18 protein-coding genes are annotated in these 16,157 nt (G+C 37.5%); 9 read left to right on the top strand and 9 right to left on the bottom strand.

The window, feature by feature from the left end; all coding sequences use genetic code 11:
- Nucleotides 1-25: 25 nt before the first annotated feature.
- Both EJ994_RS16660 and EJ994_RS17495 read right to left on the bottom strand, forming a co-directional pair.
- A complete protein-coding gene (locus EJ994_RS16660; protein ID WP_126593516.1) occupies nt 26-3,757 on the bottom strand; it encodes a metallophosphoesterase in 3,732 nt (1,243 codons plus the stop codon).
- Between the two features lie 48 nt (nt 3,758-3,805).
- Nucleotides 3,806-3,973: a hypothetical protein gene (locus EJ994_RS17495; protein WP_164721492.1), complete on the bottom strand. Its 168-nt coding sequence runs from the start codon at nt 3,971-3,973 to the stop codon at nt 3,806-3,808.
- A gap of 281 nt (nt 3,974-4,254) precedes the next feature.
- Here EJ994_RS17495 and EJ994_RS16655 point away from each other — a divergent pair, with 281 nt between their 5' ends.
- The 3 genes from EJ994_RS16655 to EJ994_RS16645 are packed head-to-tail and all read left to right on the top strand — an operon-like array spanning nt 4,255 to nt 5,133.
- Nucleotides 4,255-4,587, top strand: a complete 333-nt coding sequence (locus EJ994_RS16655; protein WP_126593515.1) for a YtxH domain-containing protein — start codon at nt 4,255-4,257, stop codon at nt 4,585-4,587.
- Nucleotides 4,588-4,935 carry a hypothetical protein gene (locus tag EJ994_RS16650; RefSeq protein ID WP_126593514.1) on the top strand — a complete coding sequence of 116 codons (348 nt, stop codon included), beginning with the start codon at nt 4,588-4,590 and terminating at the stop codon, nt 4,933-4,935. It abuts the gene before it with no gap.
- Nucleotides 4,936-4,938: 3 nt separating this feature from the next.
- A complete protein-coding gene (locus EJ994_RS16645) occupies nt 4,939-5,133 on the top strand; it encodes a hypothetical protein (RefSeq protein WP_126593513.1) in 195 nt (64 codons plus the stop codon).
- A gap of 10 nt (nt 5,134-5,143) precedes the next feature.
- On the opposite strand, the gene EJ994_RS16640 is transcribed toward EJ994_RS16645, so the two are convergent.
- The 3 genes from EJ994_RS16640 to EJ994_RS16630 all read right to left on the bottom strand — a co-directional run bounded on the left by EJ994_RS16640 (nt 5,144) and on the right by EJ994_RS16630 (nt 7,564).
- Nucleotides 5,144-6,190 carry a helix-turn-helix transcriptional regulator gene (locus tag EJ994_RS16640; RefSeq protein WP_126593512.1) on the bottom strand — a complete coding sequence of 349 codons (1,047 nt, stop codon included), beginning with the start codon at nt 6,188-6,190 and terminating at the stop codon, nt 5,144-5,146.
- A 173-nt stretch (nt 6,191-6,363) separates the two neighbouring features.
- Nucleotides 6,364-6,855, bottom strand: coding sequence for a Dps family protein (locus EJ994_RS16635; protein ID WP_126593511.1), 492 nt, complete (start codon nt 6,853-6,855; stop codon nt 6,364-6,366).
- Nucleotides 6,856-6,949: 94 nt separating this feature from the next.
- Complete coding sequence (locus EJ994_RS16630; RefSeq protein WP_126593510.1) at nt 6,950-7,564, bottom strand: DUF2652 domain-containing protein; 615 nt, start codon at nt 7,562-7,564, stop codon at nt 6,950-6,952.
- Nucleotides 7,565-7,853: 289 nt separating this feature from the next.
- Between EJ994_RS16630 and EJ994_RS16625 the strand changes: the two genes are divergently transcribed.
- From EJ994_RS16625 to EJ994_RS16615, 3 genes are all read left to right on the top strand, one after another.
- Nucleotides 7,854-8,435, top strand: coding sequence for a hypothetical protein (locus EJ994_RS16625; protein WP_126593509.1), 582 nt, complete (start codon nt 7,854-7,856; stop codon nt 8,433-8,435).
- Nucleotides 8,436-8,685: 250 nt separating this feature from the next.
- Nucleotides 8,686-9,624, top strand: a complete 939-nt coding sequence (locus EJ994_RS16620) for a DNA topoisomerase IB (protein ID WP_241240811.1) — start codon at nt 8,686-8,688, stop codon at nt 9,622-9,624.
- On the top strand, nt 9,621-10,505 hold the full coding sequence (locus EJ994_RS16615) for a mechanosensitive ion channel family protein (RefSeq protein WP_126593507.1): 885 nt from the start codon (nt 9,621-9,623) through the stop codon (nt 10,503-10,505). The genes EJ994_RS16620 and EJ994_RS16615 overlap by 4 nt, the downstream gene beginning before the upstream one ends.
- 32 nt (nt 10,506-10,537) lie before the next feature.
- Here the strand turns inward: EJ994_RS16615 and EJ994_RS16610 are convergent, their stop codons facing one another.
- Complete coding sequence (locus tag EJ994_RS16610) at nt 10,538-10,750, bottom strand: DUF2945 domain-containing protein (RefSeq protein ID WP_126593756.1); 213 nt, start codon at nt 10,748-10,750, stop codon at nt 10,538-10,540.
- 285 nt (nt 10,751-11,035) lie between these two features.
- Between EJ994_RS16610 and EJ994_RS16605 the strand changes: the two genes are divergently transcribed.
- Nucleotides 11,036-11,299 (top strand): hypothetical protein, encoded by a 264-nt coding sequence (locus tag EJ994_RS16605; RefSeq protein ID WP_126593506.1) that lies wholly within the window; start codon nt 11,036-11,038, stop codon nt 11,297-11,299.
- Nucleotides 11,300-11,361: 62 nt separating this feature from the next.
- Nucleotides 11,362-11,811, top strand: coding sequence for a ferritin-like domain-containing protein (locus tag EJ994_RS16600; RefSeq protein WP_126593505.1), 450 nt, complete (start codon nt 11,362-11,364; stop codon nt 11,809-11,811).
- Nucleotides 11,812-11,862: 51 nt separating this feature from the next.
- Here the strand turns inward: EJ994_RS16600 and EJ994_RS16595 are convergent, their stop codons facing one another.
- Nucleotides 11,863-12,882 (bottom strand): helix-turn-helix transcriptional regulator, encoded by a 1,020-nt coding sequence (locus tag EJ994_RS16595; protein ID WP_126593504.1) that lies wholly within the window; start codon nt 12,880-12,882, stop codon nt 11,863-11,865.
- 224 nt (nt 12,883-13,106) lie between these two features.
- On the opposite strand from EJ994_RS16595, the gene EJ994_RS16590 reads away from it, so the two are divergent.
- On the top strand, nt 13,107-13,799 hold the full coding sequence (locus EJ994_RS16590) for an SOS response-associated peptidase (protein WP_126593503.1): 693 nt from the start codon (nt 13,107-13,109) through the stop codon (nt 13,797-13,799).
- On the opposite strand, the gene EJ994_RS16585 is transcribed toward EJ994_RS16590, so the two are convergent.
- Together EJ994_RS16585 and EJ994_RS16580 are read right to left on the bottom strand one after the other, a co-directional pair.
- Entirely contained in the window at nt 13,796-14,836 is a 1,041-nt protein-coding gene (locus EJ994_RS16585; RefSeq protein ID WP_126593502.1) for a helix-turn-helix domain-containing protein, read from the bottom strand. The genes EJ994_RS16590 and EJ994_RS16585 overlap by 4 nt on opposite strands.
- Before the next feature lie 155 nt (nt 14,837-14,991).
- A complete protein-coding gene (locus tag EJ994_RS16580; RefSeq protein WP_126593501.1) occupies nt 14,992-16,038 on the bottom strand; it encodes a helix-turn-helix domain-containing protein in 1,047 nt (348 codons plus the stop codon).
- Nucleotides 16,039-16,157 lie beyond the last annotated feature (119 nt).

The raw sequence follows: 16,157 nt of genomic DNA, 5'->3' as shown, positions 1-16,157 counted from the left end.
GTTTGTTTTTAGTTAAAAATCGATATTAGATAGCGAGATTGAAACCTACCTGAACCAAGTTACTTTCCCTTGAATTAAAATATCCTATGTTAAAGGTGAGTGCCTTTAAACTACTTATCCATAAACCCGCACCTTGAGAGGTATGCCACACCTTAGAATTTTCGCCCGGTTGCCAAGTGCGACCGTAATCGAACCCACCATAAAGACCAATAGTTACTGGAGATACGGCAGTGATGTAACGCTTTAATCTTAGCTTTAAATCCGAACTTTGATAAAAATAGGATTTTCCCATAAAACGTTCGTCCCTAAAACCTCTGAGCCCGTTGGCCCCTCCCAATGATGGCCGATGATAGAAAAAGACGTCTTTCTCGTTAATAAGCGACTTATATTCTGCTGTAGTACCAAAGACCAATGCTCCTGAAGAAGTAATTTTATGAGTGAATCCTACTTTTAAACTGGCGTAACCAAATGCATTGTCCGCTATCTCCAAATTTGATTTGTATCCCGCCTTAAGTCCTATATAAATGGACTTTGAAGGAAAGTCCTTGGCATCCGCATTATCATAGTATCCGCTTAGTTCTGCCCCGCCATAATTCTGATTCTCAAAGAGTACAGGATTTAAATTATTTCTATTGAACAGCCGTTGATCATTCTCATTTACCCTAAAGGATTCAAACAATCCTCTTAAACGTAGGGTATAATAGGCAATTCCCGCGCTGGCCTTAAACTGTTTTAGGCGAGCCCTATAAAAATCACGGCCTACGTTATCCTCGTTATTAACGGACTCATTACCCAAACCGAAAAAGTTCTTCGCATAACTGTCACTGGTATAATATCCGTTCAATTCAAAATTCCACTTTGGGATTACGTTTGCCCAGACTCCAGTGTATTGCAGCGCTACAGCCTCAAAACCAAAATAGTAATTGGCTTTCAATTGATGTTTCTGTACGAAAGGATTTCCATTTAAACCATTTTTGACGAAAGTATTTGTAGCACCAAGAAAAAACCCGTCATCGGTCCTAAAACCTATGGTCGGTGCAATTGTATTTGTATTGGGTTTAAAGTAACGCCAATGATAGGTATTGGTCTTATAGATATCACTCATTTGTGTTTTGGGCTCCTCCTTTATAAAATCTGACTTTTCATGCTCCCATTCAAAAACCTTAAGCTTGGAAGTATTGTCAATGCTGTAGCTATCCGCTCCGTAGCCACCCACTATCTTTATTTTGGTCTTTGAAGATTCCTGACCAGATAGTTTGTAATCATCATCATCCCCTAAACCATATAACCAAATTTCTTTGGTAATCTTATCCGTGAAAACCCGCTCGTATATTTTTTCGTTCTTCTCGTCGGACAACAGCCGTTTTACAATAACCTTTGTCTTTCCATTTGGCATTCTTTCGACTTCAAAAAGGTCGTCTTTTTCCGTTCCTGTTATCGCCACAACCTTACTGAGATAGTTACCATAATCCCTTGCCTTCTCCGGTAACTGTTGCAGTCTGGCCGTAAGGTTTGACTTTATTTGCTCTGCTGTCTCGTCCTGGACGGACTCAGGTAGTCTCTTGAAAGCCAAATCTATGATTTCCTTGGTAATATTCTCTTGAATTATCCTAGCTTCGCTTTCCCATACTTTGGCATCGTATCTAGTTAATAAGGCCCTATCCATTTTGTGGCCTCCCATGTTCTGCCACTTCACATTATTAATGTTATCGTCAAAGGTTTGCCATCTTCTTGCATTGGGCACAAAAAGCTTAATTAGTTTAAGTGCTGCGCCGTCAAATTTGGCAAAGGCATTATCTCTATCCCTCGGTATGGGCATAAACTCCTTATCTCCGTCTTCTCCTTCGTACTCGATCCATCGCCATTGGTCTTGATGTCTATCCCAATCCCCAATGAGCATATCGAAAATACGGGCCCTGATAAAGTTTTTCTCATCAATGGTATAAGACTCATCGCTTTTAATCTTCTCCAACATATCCGTGGTACTTTCATAATCCGTAACCACTCCGCTATTCGTATCCATGGTACGCCTGTAGCCCTTATAATTCAATTGTTCTTCAGACGGCCGTCTTTCTATAAAGTACAATTCATCACCAAAATCTTCATTGTACTTTCCTAAAGTTTCTTGCTTTGGCACATAAAAGAGTTCTGTATCGGAATGATTGATACCAACGGATTTTGCTAAGGGGTCTATCACCAACTGAATATAGGGGTGTGCTGTAGTAAAGAAATCTGAAATAACTTCTTCCGCCCAGGTATCCATGAAATCGTCTTCCGTATAGGCTACCCCTGGAAGTTTAAATTTCAAGAATTTTAATGCACTTTTCTTTAACGAACGCATTGCATACTGCTTACCGTTCTCATCCTCCAAACGTAAGGAAAAGGATTGGTGCCCACCACCTTCTTTTACTACATTTAGTCCACCGTACAAGGTATCCAAACGAACCACTGGCGCCTCAACAGGTTTTGTGAAATAGCTACGGTAGCGTTCTCCCCATAGAAACTCATAAAATCCGCTTTTGTCCATGTCCTCCGTAAACTCCAGTACTTGGGCGGTAACGGTCTTTTTACTTATTTTGTCAAAGTTAAACTTCTTTCCTGATGGATTTAATGAAGGAAGTACTTCAAAAGATTTGTCCGCACCATTCTCCCTTATAAACGTTACATCGGAAGACCCATCGCTATAATACATTAGTTTCGCAAAACCTCTTTCGCCTTGAGCGAAGTTACCTTGATACTCCAGCGAGCCGCCGATAGCTGTTATCCTATTCTTTCCGAGCTTTGTTGCACTTTTTGAACTTAACGAACCACTTACTATTTGATGTATTCCACCGCCAGAAAGTAATTGAAGATTTTCTTCATGACCTGATAATAGGGTAATTCTGTCATTTGCTTGGGCCAATGCACTTACGGCTATTCTAAGATAATTGTATCTACGAGAGTTCAAATGCTCAGGGTTAAACGCACCCAAATCCATTACGGTATTCCTAACAGTTCCTAGGACAGGTATTGGAGTCATGTGCTGCTTAAATGTCTCATTACCAGCATAAATGCCGTTGCTAAATACAGGATGATGCATAGCAATAACAATGTTCTTACCTTGCCCGTCGTTAATATAACCTTCCAATTCTTCCATGAAGCGCCTTCTGGTAACAATGTCCGAACACTTCCTATTGATATCCACCAGACGGGACCAGTTGGAAACAAACCACTTGGAGTCTATTAGTATTAAATCTAAATCATCGTTTATCACTTGGTGCTCAATGGGGCATCCATTCTCAGGGAAAACGGCAACGTTCTTTACATCCTCCTCTTTCAGGTAATCCTCTACACTTTCCATCTTATTAAGGTCATAACTTTTCCATTCGTTATTGCCAGGAAGAAAAATTGTTTTACCCTTGAACTCTGAAGCCAATGCCAGCTGGTCATCTATTAGCTGTTTATCCTCTTCCCATTTATCTGTAAGCGGAGAAACGTTATCACCCGTAAACAAGAGCGTACTGTTTTCGTTTGCCGAGGATAATTCCTTTTTAAAGGCATCTAATAAATTTTTATTGGAAGTTTCGGAAATATTACCATATCCGCCTGCAACATAAAAAGTATGCATTATTTCTTTTGTGCGCGGAATATTTGTCTGGTCTATATTGGATTGTTCTTTGTAAATGGCACAAGAAATAGGTAGTGTAGTGAGTACTATTAAAATAATTGTCTGGATTTTTGACGCTATAAAATTTACGAATATGGAGCACTTTGTCATATAAAGAATTTCGTTGAACAATAAAGTAAGAGCAAAATAAGAACTGGCTTAATTGAAGGATACTCCAGATAGGACAATGCCTAAAGTGATAAGTACTAGAAAAATAATGATAACCGCAGCACCGACCTTGGTTTTGTTATTTTTCTGAAATATGAACTTTGACGTTTCGTTTTCAGATTCCTTTACAAATTTTGTGTTTTCTTCTCCTTGCTTCATATTATTTTATTTTTTGTGATGAATTTTTATGGCACAATAGGGTACCGAATTTTTTTTTGACCGCATTTCACCTAAACTGTCCTACCGTTAACATGGCGTAATTACAAAATTAATTACAGCGTTTGTGCTTCCTTATTGCATTCCCTTAAAATCTTAACCCTTTTACCAATTGGGGTTTCCGTCAACATTTAAAGTATTTGAGCTAACGAAGCCGAGCAATAAAGCGCAACTTTGTGGTGATAAATGATGAAGGACATCATAGTTAACATTAAATACATGATATGAGTAATAACAGTAATACATTATTAGCAGTAATTGCAGGGTCCGCCATAGGAGCCGCGTTAGGAATTTTATATGCACCCGATAAGGGAACGAATACAAGAAGAAAAATTGCAGACCAAGCGGCCGCTACAAAAGATACTCTTGCAGAAAACGCCATAGACCTAAAAGAAACCGTGGTAAGTAAATTAATTTCAGAAAAAGATACTTTAGACACAAGAATGAACAATCTGGTATCTGACGTAAGCTATAAAACTGAAGACGTCATCACCACATTGGAAAAGAAATTGTCCGAGCTTAAAGCAAAGAACAAAAAATTACAGAAAACGTCATAGATGAGTGTAATTGAATCACTTAACGACACTTCCAACAAAGCTGTTGACACCGGTCAACAGCTTTACGAGAAGACCCGTGAATATTACAAGCTGAAAATATTTCAGCAGTTGGCAATGACTACGGGAATGTTCGGTAAAATGTTCCTCATAGGAAGTCTGCTACTCTTAGCTATGATATTCTTTATGGTTGCAGGTGTTGTTTACTTAGGCCAAGTCCTAGGGAGCGTAGCCTTAGCCTGCATTGTGATGGGAATGTTTCTACTCATAGTAGCTGCCATTACCTTCAAGGTTCGCAAAAGAATCGACAATGCCATAGTGAAAAAACTATCCGTAAAATTTTTCGATTAAGTTATGTACACAAATTTGGAGGAAGTAGAATACGATTTAAAACGCCTTAGTCTTGAGCGAGAAATTGCCTTAGAAGAGATAAAAGGGCTAAAGCAAGATGTTAAAGAAGATTTGAGTCCTTATAGCTGGATGTCTACCGTCATGTCAGCGGTCAAGAAATACGGTATTTTATACCTTATCAGAAAAATAACTAGATAACCTTTGGTTATTACAAGGCTGCCATTTCCAAATTCTGTTTTACATTGGCATGAAACTCACTGGGACTAATCCCGTATTTATTCTTAAAAATTTTAGAAAAATAACTACGGCTACTAAATCCTATGGTATAGACCACTTGGGAAACATTCATATCTGAATTACTTAGGTAGTCCCTGGCTGCCTCTAATCTCGCATGCCTTATGTATTCCGTAACCGTTCTCGCATACAACAGCTTGAATCCTTCCTGTAGTTTAGCCTGTGACAGACCGGATTCTAAAGAAAGTTTATCCAAAGTGTAGTCTTGGGCTACATTCTTCACTATTTTAGTAGCTAGAGACCTTACAATTTTCAACTCACTTCGTAACAATGACGTCGGTGGCAAATCTCCCTTATTATCTTTTTCGTGCTGAGCAATATGAAGGGCCAAGGTCTCATAGACCAGACCCTCTATCTGCATAATCCGAATCATTCCGTTTTTATTTCGCACCTTACGAAAAGCACCAATTTTATCAGCCAGTTTTAAGTTGTAGGAGCCATAATAAGCAAAAGCATTATCATGATCGGTATCTACAAAAACCTCGTAAAGTTTTTTATTAAGAGCATCGACCCCATTAAGGCGCTTATTCAAGAATTTCTTTCTTATTATTTGTATGACATTAATGGCAAGTTTCACATCTTTTGGGAAATAACCGTAATTATGACCTCCATCCCTACTCGTTATAATGACGGACTGAAACTGCTCCAGTGTCTTTATTTCCTTTTCAGTTTGGTATCCAAAACGATGTTTACAGTAACCCTCTAAACAATAGGTAAAATGGATGGGATTGTATTCTGAGGTATCCATTATAAGTGTTACTTCGTCATGAAAGTTAATTTCATATTCTAACAGACTTACCCCCCAATCAAAAGTTATAAAACGAATATTACCAGTAGCATATTTGCTATTTACGGTCAAAGTATATTCTCCCCATCTTTCGGTTATCTTACCTCCAATGACCTCTTGGATTTGCTTTACAGTACCTGCTGTACTTTTTGCTGTAATTTGAATCGTAATCATACCTATTTACCCCAGATATTAAGAAGAAATTATTTCCAACGTAGAAAGGTACATTATTTTAAGATTGAAAATTAAAACTGTTTCAAAAAAAACTGTATGGACAATTATTTTCATTTTATGAGCACAAAAAAAGTCCCGTATGCGGGACTTTTTAGTTTGTTATTTAGGCTGAATTATTTTCCTGCCAATTGGTCGTCTGTATCCTTGCTCCAAGCATTTAGCATCCAACTCACTTTTTCTAAACTACCAATATATGCTCCTATCATATCTATGGTTCCCTCATCGCCAGCATCCTCGGCTTTTTTAATTACTTTGCTTAATTGCCTAAGAATGGTTTCATGGTCTTTTAAAATACTTTTTACCATTTCGTGATCTGTAATCATTGACGATACTTCTTGTACGGAGGCATTTTTCAAATAGGAAGAAAATTTACTTTTGGGATGATGTCTAAGGGTAAGAATACGCTCCGCAATTTCATCTATTTTAATGCGTGCATCACCATACAATTCTTCGAATTTTTCATGAAGGTCGAAGAAATTCTTTCCTAGCACGTTCCAATGAAACCCCCTTAGGTTTTGATAGTATACATGATAATCTGCCAATAAGATGTTCAACTCTTCAATTATTGGTTCTATTTTGTCCGATTTAATATCCAAATAACTCATAATCTTTCTCTTTTTGTTACACCACGAAGTTATGAGAACAAAGTCTTAATGCTTGTCTTAGACCAAAGAGACTTTGACCCATTTAAAAAAGCGACTAGTACTTATCGCTTTCCACTAGTGGTTTTAAATCTATATAGGAATATTTTATCTCACCAACGTGATCGTATATTGTAGAACTCTCCTTTAATCTGGCCCATTCAAAGTCTTCATTCAGATTGTTGCGCTTATAATAATCGGTTAAGCCTTGCGAGAGCAATAAATATTCGTCAATTTCTATATCATTTTTAAGTAGTCTATGAGCGACTATTAAATCCTCTCCAAATAATTTAATACGAGTACCTACCTTAGTCAGTGCCACCTCTGCCCCATAGTGCAATATAATTTTTAATCCTAAAATTTCTGGAATTACAGTTGCATCTTTGCTGTCCCTATATTTTTCTCTAAGTACATCCATCTGTTTATAGAACTCTGTATAAAAATAGACACATTGCTTAATTAAATTTACAAGTGATGGCATCTCACCAGATTTATAGAACAAAACGGCATCGCCCTCAATTTCCGATACTTTTAGCCCTATTTCATTAGAGTAAATTATATTGTTCAATAATGTGGGTATCACTTTGGAGCTCAAATCAAAATCCGTCTCACTCATAAATTCAGTAAAACCACTGATATCCGGAATACAGATTAATGTAGGTAATCCTTTCATAATTTTATCTTTTAGGCAATTTATAAACGATTAGCAATCACAGAATAAAAGTTTCTAGTGGCACTATAAGTATTTCTAGACAATAATCGCCATTGCTCTTTTCGTATTAAGCTGCAATGTACATTGATTATAGGTTTGCAAATACCCTTAAAAAGAAAATTAATACTACGATTAAACCATAAGGGCCTTGATTGCATTTCAGCAAATAATGAAATGGATACAGCAAAGACAAGATTAGCTATGCTATTAGCTTTGCAGCAGACAAAATTTTAACCTAAAATATTAAGAAATGAGAAAATTAATGACCGTTGTTACCATAGCAGCTTTCATAGCTAGCTGTAATGTGAAAAAGGAAGAAAAAGGAGAATTACCCGATTTGGATATTGATGTCACGGCCGATGCCGGAGAATTACCAGAATATGAAGTAAACTGGGCGGACGTGAATGTCGGCACGACCACAAAAACGGTAAAAATACCGAAAGTAGTCATCGTTATGGAAGAGGAAGATGTTGAGGTACCATTCATAGACGTAGATATGCCTGATGGTGATGATGCCGATGTAGAGGAACGCACCATTATGGTGGAAGCAGAGGTTACGGATACCGAGCATACCATTGATATCCGAAAAATTTATGCTTCTGGAGAAAAGCTATTTGTGGTAGCTGAATTGTCCAAAACGGAAAGAAGTATAGGGGATAAAAAAATGCGCGTTTCTGACCAAGTTGTACTCAATGCACCTGATATGGATGTAAAATATTACGTTGTCGGTGAAAAACCAGACCGCATCTTTAATTCAAAATATACCTATGTCTCTGATATGGGCGAATTGGAAGCGGACATGAACGATTACAGTGTCATCTATCAACAATAGATTTCACTAGAGTTGGTTGGTTAGTTTATGGTCCTGATAACTATTTGTCAGGATCATATTTTTGATTAGATAATTTACTTGTACATAAAAACATAAGGCTTTCGACAATACTAAAATCATATATCAATTCATCAATGAACCTGAGGATGCCGTTGCACACCTGAACCTAAAATATGTGCATAAGGATGAGTTACCCATTCTACGCCTAAAAAATGGTAAGACCTTTGAGTATCTTTTTAACAACCGTCCTTTGGCAAAACAAGATGAGCTTCAACGTATTAAGGAACTGGTAATTCCACCAGCTTGGGAAAATGTTCAGATTTCTGATTTGAGCAATGCGCACTTACAGGCTTTTGGATACGATTTAAAAAAACGAATACAATACCGGTATCATCCGCTTTGGTTAAGAATAAGAAATAGGACCAAATTCTATAGAATGTCCGCCTTTGGCAAGGTCTTACCCGAACTAAGATCAAAAGTAGATACGGACCTAGCTCTCCCAGGTTGGCCCAGGAATAAAGTCTTGGCATTAGTGGTAAGACTTATGGAGGAGACACATATTAGGATAGGTAGCAGACAGTACGCCAAAAGAAATAAAACTTACGGCCTCTCTACACTTAGAACCAAACATGTCTCCGTCCATAAAGAGAAAGTCCGATTTAAGTTTACTGGAAAGAAGGGCAAGAAGCACGACATCACACTGAGGAATAAAAAGCTAATTAAACTTGTAAGTAAATGCGAGGAAATCCCTGGTTGGGAGCTATTCCAATTTTTTGATAAGGACGGAAGTAAAACGGCCATAGACAGTGGTATGGTCAATGATTATATACAACAAGCCGTTGGAGACGCCTTTACTGCAAAAGATTTCAGAACTTGGGCAGGAACCGTAATCTTCTTTGACTCACTTAGGTCGTTCCCAAAGACTTGTGATCCTAAAATATTGCATTCCAATACGCTAAGGGCTTACGACGTGGTAGCCAAGGAGCTCGGAAATACAAGAAATGTTTGCCGCAAATATTACGTACACCCGCTACTTCCACTGGAATATGAAAAGGGAAACTTGACTGAAGTTTTCGAGAACGTCGATACAACGACCCATAGTCCCAATCAATCGGCATCAGAAGCCGTTTTGCTGAAGTTAATACAAGAGTATAGTCCATTACAGGATATTAAGAAAAATATAGCATGACAAATCAATTTTCAGAAGCTTGGTCTAGAATGATCGAGAAGTTAGACGCTTGGTTCAACGCTCTTGTGGTAAACTTGCCCAATATCATTATTGCGGTGGTAGTTTTTACCATAAGTCTAATTGTATCGCGATATATAAGCAAGGTGGTCACTAAAATTCTGTCGAACACAAAGCTACAGGCTTCTGTGCGAAGTTTACTTTCCAAAATAGCATCCATAGTAGTGGTCCTTTTGGGCCTCTTTCTGGTATTGGGTATCCTTAACCTAAGTAAGGCCCTGAACACCATTTTGGCGGGTGCAGGTGTAGTTGGCTTGGCCGTAGGCCTAGCATTGCAAGGGGCCTTGGCCAATACCTACTCTGGTATAGTCCTCTCCTTCATAAAGCACATTAAATTTGGAGATTGGATAGAGAGCAATGGTTTTGAAGGCGAAGTAGTAGATTTAGATCTGCGCTCGGTAACCTTAAAACAACCTGATAATAATTTGGTGTACCTCCCTAATAAAATGGTAGTGGAAAACCCTATTAAAAATTACTCTACAACAGCACAGTCCCGAGTTATATTACAATGTGGGGTGGGTTATTCTTCCGATTTAGAGTTTGTGCGAAAATTAGTAAAGAAAACCATTTTAGAAAACTTTGATGCGGTAGAAAATAAGGAGGACATTATTTTCCTTTACCAAGAATTTGGAGACAGCTCCATTAATTTTGAAACTCGATTCTGGATTAATTCCACCTCAGCGTTAGAGGTTGCCAAGGCTAAAACCGATGCTATGATCGCTATCAAAAAAGTGTTCGATACAAACGAAATTAATATCCCGTTCCCAATACGGACGTTAAACCTTCCGGAAAGTCTTAAAATAGAAAAAACCAATTCCAACTAGGAATTGGTCTCGTTATATCAGTTTTTAAAGTGTTAGTCTACGCGTTCTACTTCACTTTCGCTTTTTAGAACATAATCTCCGTCCTCTTGAGAGATATATAGGGCTTTGTCGCCAGAACTGCCATTTCTGGTCACCTCAGTGCCCTTTATAGTCTTTGTCACCTTTGAGCTAAACGTTTCCTCAACAGTGCCTTCTGCACTTCCGTTGCCCCATTTCCACGAAACCTTTGTTCCTTTTCTTATCATAATAATGTACTCGTTAAAATTTGTGTTTCCCATCACATCTAATTTTTGGAGAACTGTGTGATGGGAAAATCATTTTGCAGTGCAAAATGCACAAATTTAGAAACTATGTGAATAACCAACGGTGTAAATATCTTTAAAATAAATATTTTTTTCAAAAACTAAAACCCTCATTTTTAACCCTATCGCTTTTAAAAATTAATCCAAAAGGATATGGGTTAACAGTTACGTTTTTTTGGGCAATCCTTTTCACCATACCGCGGTAATTTTAGCTAAAAACACCAAGCTATGATTACAACAATTCAAATTTTATCAGGTTTAGCCATACTATTAGCTATCGGATTTATAGCGCTCAACTTAAAAAACGCAATATTTGAAAAATCGAATTCAATGATGCAGGTATTTGAGGAAGAGCCCATGGAGGAGTCCTTTATAAGTGTAGACACGGAAGTGCCTCTTGCCAAAGAACCTAAAAATCCTCATGGCATACCTCAACTGAAAGAAAAATTAAGACAGTTCAAGAATAGAAATCGGTTTTACGATATACAATAAGGAGATGCAAATTGACCGGCATCTTTAAAGCAAACGGTCATTCACTTAAAACTTTACCTATTATGAGTACATACACAGAAGAAGTGGGAGAAAAATTAAACGACCTTTTAGAGAAAACCTATGATGCAGAAAAAGGTTTCAAGAAGGCTGCAGAAAATACGGAGCACAGTGCCCTAAAATCCTATTTTCAGGGAAAAGCACAACAGCGTTATGATTTTGGCCATGAGCTAAAATCAGAAATCAAATCCTTTGGACAAGAAGTAGACAAGGGCGATAGCCTAACCGGAAAAGCACACAGAGCATGGATGGACGTTAAAGCGTTGTTTTCTTCTGATAATGAGGAAGCTATGCTAGAAGAGGCCATACGTGGGGAAAAAGCTTCAATAGAGGAATATGACGATGTTCTAGGGGATACGTCCCTACCCTCTACTACATCCGCTATTTTAAGAAATCAAAAAGAGGCTATTGAAAAAGGGCTTTCTACCATTAAATCTTTAGAAGATATTAGCTAAGCAACAGTTATATCATTAACTAAAAAGAAGGTCTTTGTCAAGACCTCCTTTTTAATTTACAATTTGTAACGATTCATTTGTTTTCCTCTTGTACACTTTTGGACTACAACCATATTTCTTTTTAAAGATCTTACAAAAATAGCTTCTACTGGTAAACCCTATGGAGTATACCACCTGAGATATGTTCAAATCCGTAGTTCTTATGAGCTCTTCGGCTTTTTCTAGCCTTACCATTCTTATATATTCGCCTAATGTTTTTGCGTGCATAAATTTAAAACCCAATTGTAATTTAGAAGGCGAAAGTCCCGACTTAGAAGATATGCTGCTTATGCTATGTGGCATTTCAGGATAGTTGCGGATAAAGTCACTAATATCACTTATGGTCTCTAATTCTCTTTTTAGCAAGGAGGTAGAAGGCGAAATTCCCTGTTGAATGTCCTTCTTAAACTGCTCCAGTTGTTTCGCCAATATCATATGACACAGCCCGTGAAAATGAATCAGGGAGGAAACGGAATCTACAAACTTGGCATTTTCCAACTGTTTGATCAATTCCCCAATTTCAAGATTGAATTTTCCGTAGTGAAAGTATCCTAAACGCTTATTATAGGAATTTAATAAGGCGATTAGACCCCTGCCGGACTCAATAGTGTCGTCCTTGTATAAATCAAAGTCTATTTTAATACAATTAAGCACCACGCGCTCCTCCTTTTTAAAAAGAAATTTACTACGGTGATCACGGTCATTAAACAGCACCACGGTTTGCAACTCCTCTAATTTTGTTACCTGTGCCCTTCCTTTGAACTTATGAAAGCAATTGCCCTTTAAACAATAAAACAGATATGCACAATTACTATTATCGGGACCTAGAACTACTTCTTGGTCCTGTCCCAAGGTCAAATCAAACTCCATAGCCATTAGACCCCTGTCCATGGTAACACAATGTATCTGTCCACTGCCTATTTCCGCACTTAATTCTAGGTAAGGAATTGCATTTTTATCGGTAATGGTACCTGATAAATATTCCTTCAAAAGCGATAGCTCTTGTTGCGAAATTTTCTTTCTTGCTTCCATAACAGTTGTTTTAAGGTTGAACACATTGTTATTTTTACCAAAATTAGACTGCTTTTGAGCGGAGGCTTGCCGAAATAGAATAAATGTTTAACAATATCGCTCCTGTAGCACCTATTTGCCCATATGCATTAAACAACTTATTCTTAACGGGTTATAATTTTTACGATATGAAACAATAGCTCATATACAAATTTCCGACCTTGCCACATGTAAAAAGAGAGTAGATGTATTTTAAAATTTCAAATACGGCGAAGCGGGAGCAAATGGAAAAGTGGACGGATACCTCTTTCAAATACCCACATCTTTATGAACCACAAGTGGTTATAAACGGCTTAAACGAGGTATCCATACCTATTATCACTATAGATAAACCAGATGAAATGAATTTAGCCATCTGGGGTATGTTACCAGAGCGGTACGAAGAGGATTGGACTATTTTTCAGAATACCACCAATACGCTAAACCTGCACGAAGCCTCCATGAATTCTGATTTGTGGTATGTTGATGCCCTTAAATATAGAAGATGTCTTATTCCGGTAACCGGGTTCTTTACGTCTTACTTAAGTGAAGGAAAAGCATATCCTTACTATATTAGTCTTAAAAATAATGAACCGTTTTACCTGGCCGGTATTTATAATACGCTAGAGGATGGATTTATTACCTGTTCTTTATTGGTTGGTAAGGCGAACAAATTCATTAAAAAATATCAAAACCTAGTGGACTGTATGCCGTTGATAGTTACACCCAACGAAAAAGACGCTTGGTTAGACAAAAGCATCCCTCTAAAGGATATTAAACAATTTTTAAAAAGCCCGGTAGCTAATAAATATCAAGCAAATCCGATTGCTAAAGAACTGTTCAATAATGATATTACCTACGATAGTATGTTGCTACCCTACCAATATGACAAATCCTAACGATCAATACCTATCTTCCCCACAGATTTTAATTGTTTCCTATAATCCGTAGGTAAAATACCATAAGCATCATTAAAGATTTTAGAGAAGTAACTTCTACTCTTAATACCTATAGCGTATACTATCTCGGAAACCGAAAGATCTGTGTTTTTCAAATAATCCCTAGATATTTCCAATTTTAACTGTCTTACATATTCGTTCACGGTCTTAGAATACAGGACTTTGAAACCAAGTTGTAATTTCTTTGGGCTTAAACCAGATTCCTTTGCAAGCGCTTCTACCGAAAGATGACCGGAAATATTATCCAAAATATATTCGGACAGGGTATTGATTTTTTTAATATCCGCTCTGGAAAGAGCATCCGGCAGTGATTTGTTCGTTTCAAAATCATGATGCTCCAATAATTGAAGTGAAAGAATCAGGTAAATTCTTCCTTCTATGGACAGGGACCTAATGATCCCGTTGTCATGAACATTATCCAGGGCCTTTACCTGATCTTCGATTTTAAGACTAAAACTACCTCCATGCGTGTAAGGGAAACTATTCTCTTCATCATTGAAGACCGACAGCAAAAGCTCGTTCAGATACGTAACGTTATTGTTCTTCTTTTTCAAATAATCCTTGCGTAAAATCCTAATGAAATTCACCTTTAAATCTCTCCCTTTTGGAAAAACAAAGGTCTTCTTAGCATAGCGCTTGGGTGAAATAATGATATTCTGGTACTGTTCAAGGTCTAGGTACTCCTCATTGTCATCTTCACTATATTTGAAGGACCCTTTTGAAATAAAAATGAACTCTATAGGCGATACACTGGTAGTCCTGAATATCAATTTAATATTTTGATGAAAGGTAACGTTGCAATCTAAGAGGGATACGCCCCAATCGAATCCAATATTTCGTATAGTTCCTTTTCCAATCTCATTATCAAACTCTAAAATACGCTCTCCCCACTCCTCTGTCAGCTTTCCTTCTAGGCAAGAATTCAATTGATTTAGAATATGCTCATCCTTTATACTCGTTATTATAATTTCTCGCATTTCTTTGACTATAACACAATTAATTTTTGTGCTACAAAGAAATCCCAATACCTAAAAAGCGATTAACAATATTGAAACGTTAATTAACACTAATGGGCAGTTTTACGACTAAAGAATATGTTAAAAAGCTAAACAAAACATTCTTTTCCAAGGGTTTAAGCAGATTGTGGAGGTTCATTTTTTGGTTGGCTAAGCTTCTTTAGGTATTGTTTTGGGGTCATGGCGTACCGTTCCTTGAAAAGTTTTGAAAAGTAGCTCCTGGAGTTTATTCCTATCTTGTAAGTGATTTCAGTGATATTCAACCCTGTGGTCTCCATTAGATTTTTTGCCATTTCTAATCTAGCATTCTTGATGTATTGATTTACGGACAAACCAAATAAATGCTGAAACCCACTTTGTAAGGTATTCTGGTTTAGACCTACTCTTCTTGCCAGGGCCAAAATATTATCCATATGCTCTAGCTCGGAATTTATGATCTCCGCCGCCGCTTCTATTTTTTCTACAGTGGCCTGTCTTAGAATTTTTCGTTTATCGGGATCGGTAAGATCATCGAGGTACTGCCTCAAGTGATGTGCAAGTATCTCATAACACTTGCCTTCTATAAACACACTTTTGGTAAACCCCGTGTGTTCACACTCGTTACTTTCCTCGATACATTTTGCAATATCCAAACTATAGTGCCCTTTGTAAAAAAATAGATTCACCCCATTTACATCCCTAAAAAGAGCCTCTAGTTCCGCATTCATATCCGGTAAGAAAGATTCTATTTTTTCTTCAAAGCGTTTACGATTGATCTCCAGGTTAAAAAAGCAGATAGGTTCGTTTGCGGGAAGCGTAATAACATTACCATGTCTACTGTTACAACTTAGTATGGCACTCTCCAAATGGCGTATTTCCTGTATTTTTCCCTTACCATCGAATTCGTGCGTAAAAGCGGATTCGCTATTGAAAATAATTTCAAGTGGCTGCACAAGGGACTGGTTAAGCTCAAACCGTACCTCTTCCTTTAATCTCATATCCAAATTAATCATCCCCATGCCGTGAGAAAAGGCAATAGCCTTTATATTGCCCGTGCCAATGTGTTCTGGAATATCAACACACACTTCATTATTCTCTTCTTCATAATCCACACCTAATCGCTTGGCAATGTCCTTTACGACATCCACAACACTAAGTTCTCTGAGCTCTTTTTTGTTTCCCATGTTTTATTAAATACGATAGGTAATATACTATATTTTCGAATGAGTTAGATTGAAAAAATTGATGGAGTTAAAAATAGAGTCTTCTTCCACTATCCTAGTGAAATACAGGTATATGAGTC

This window comes from Maribacter sp. MJ134 (assembly GCF_003970695.1).
Lineage (GTDB): Bacteria > Bacteroidota > Bacteroidia > Flavobacteriales > Flavobacteriaceae > Maribacter.
Note: the sequence above shows the minus strand (reverse complement) of the source record. Positions and strands in the feature narration are given on the sequence as shown.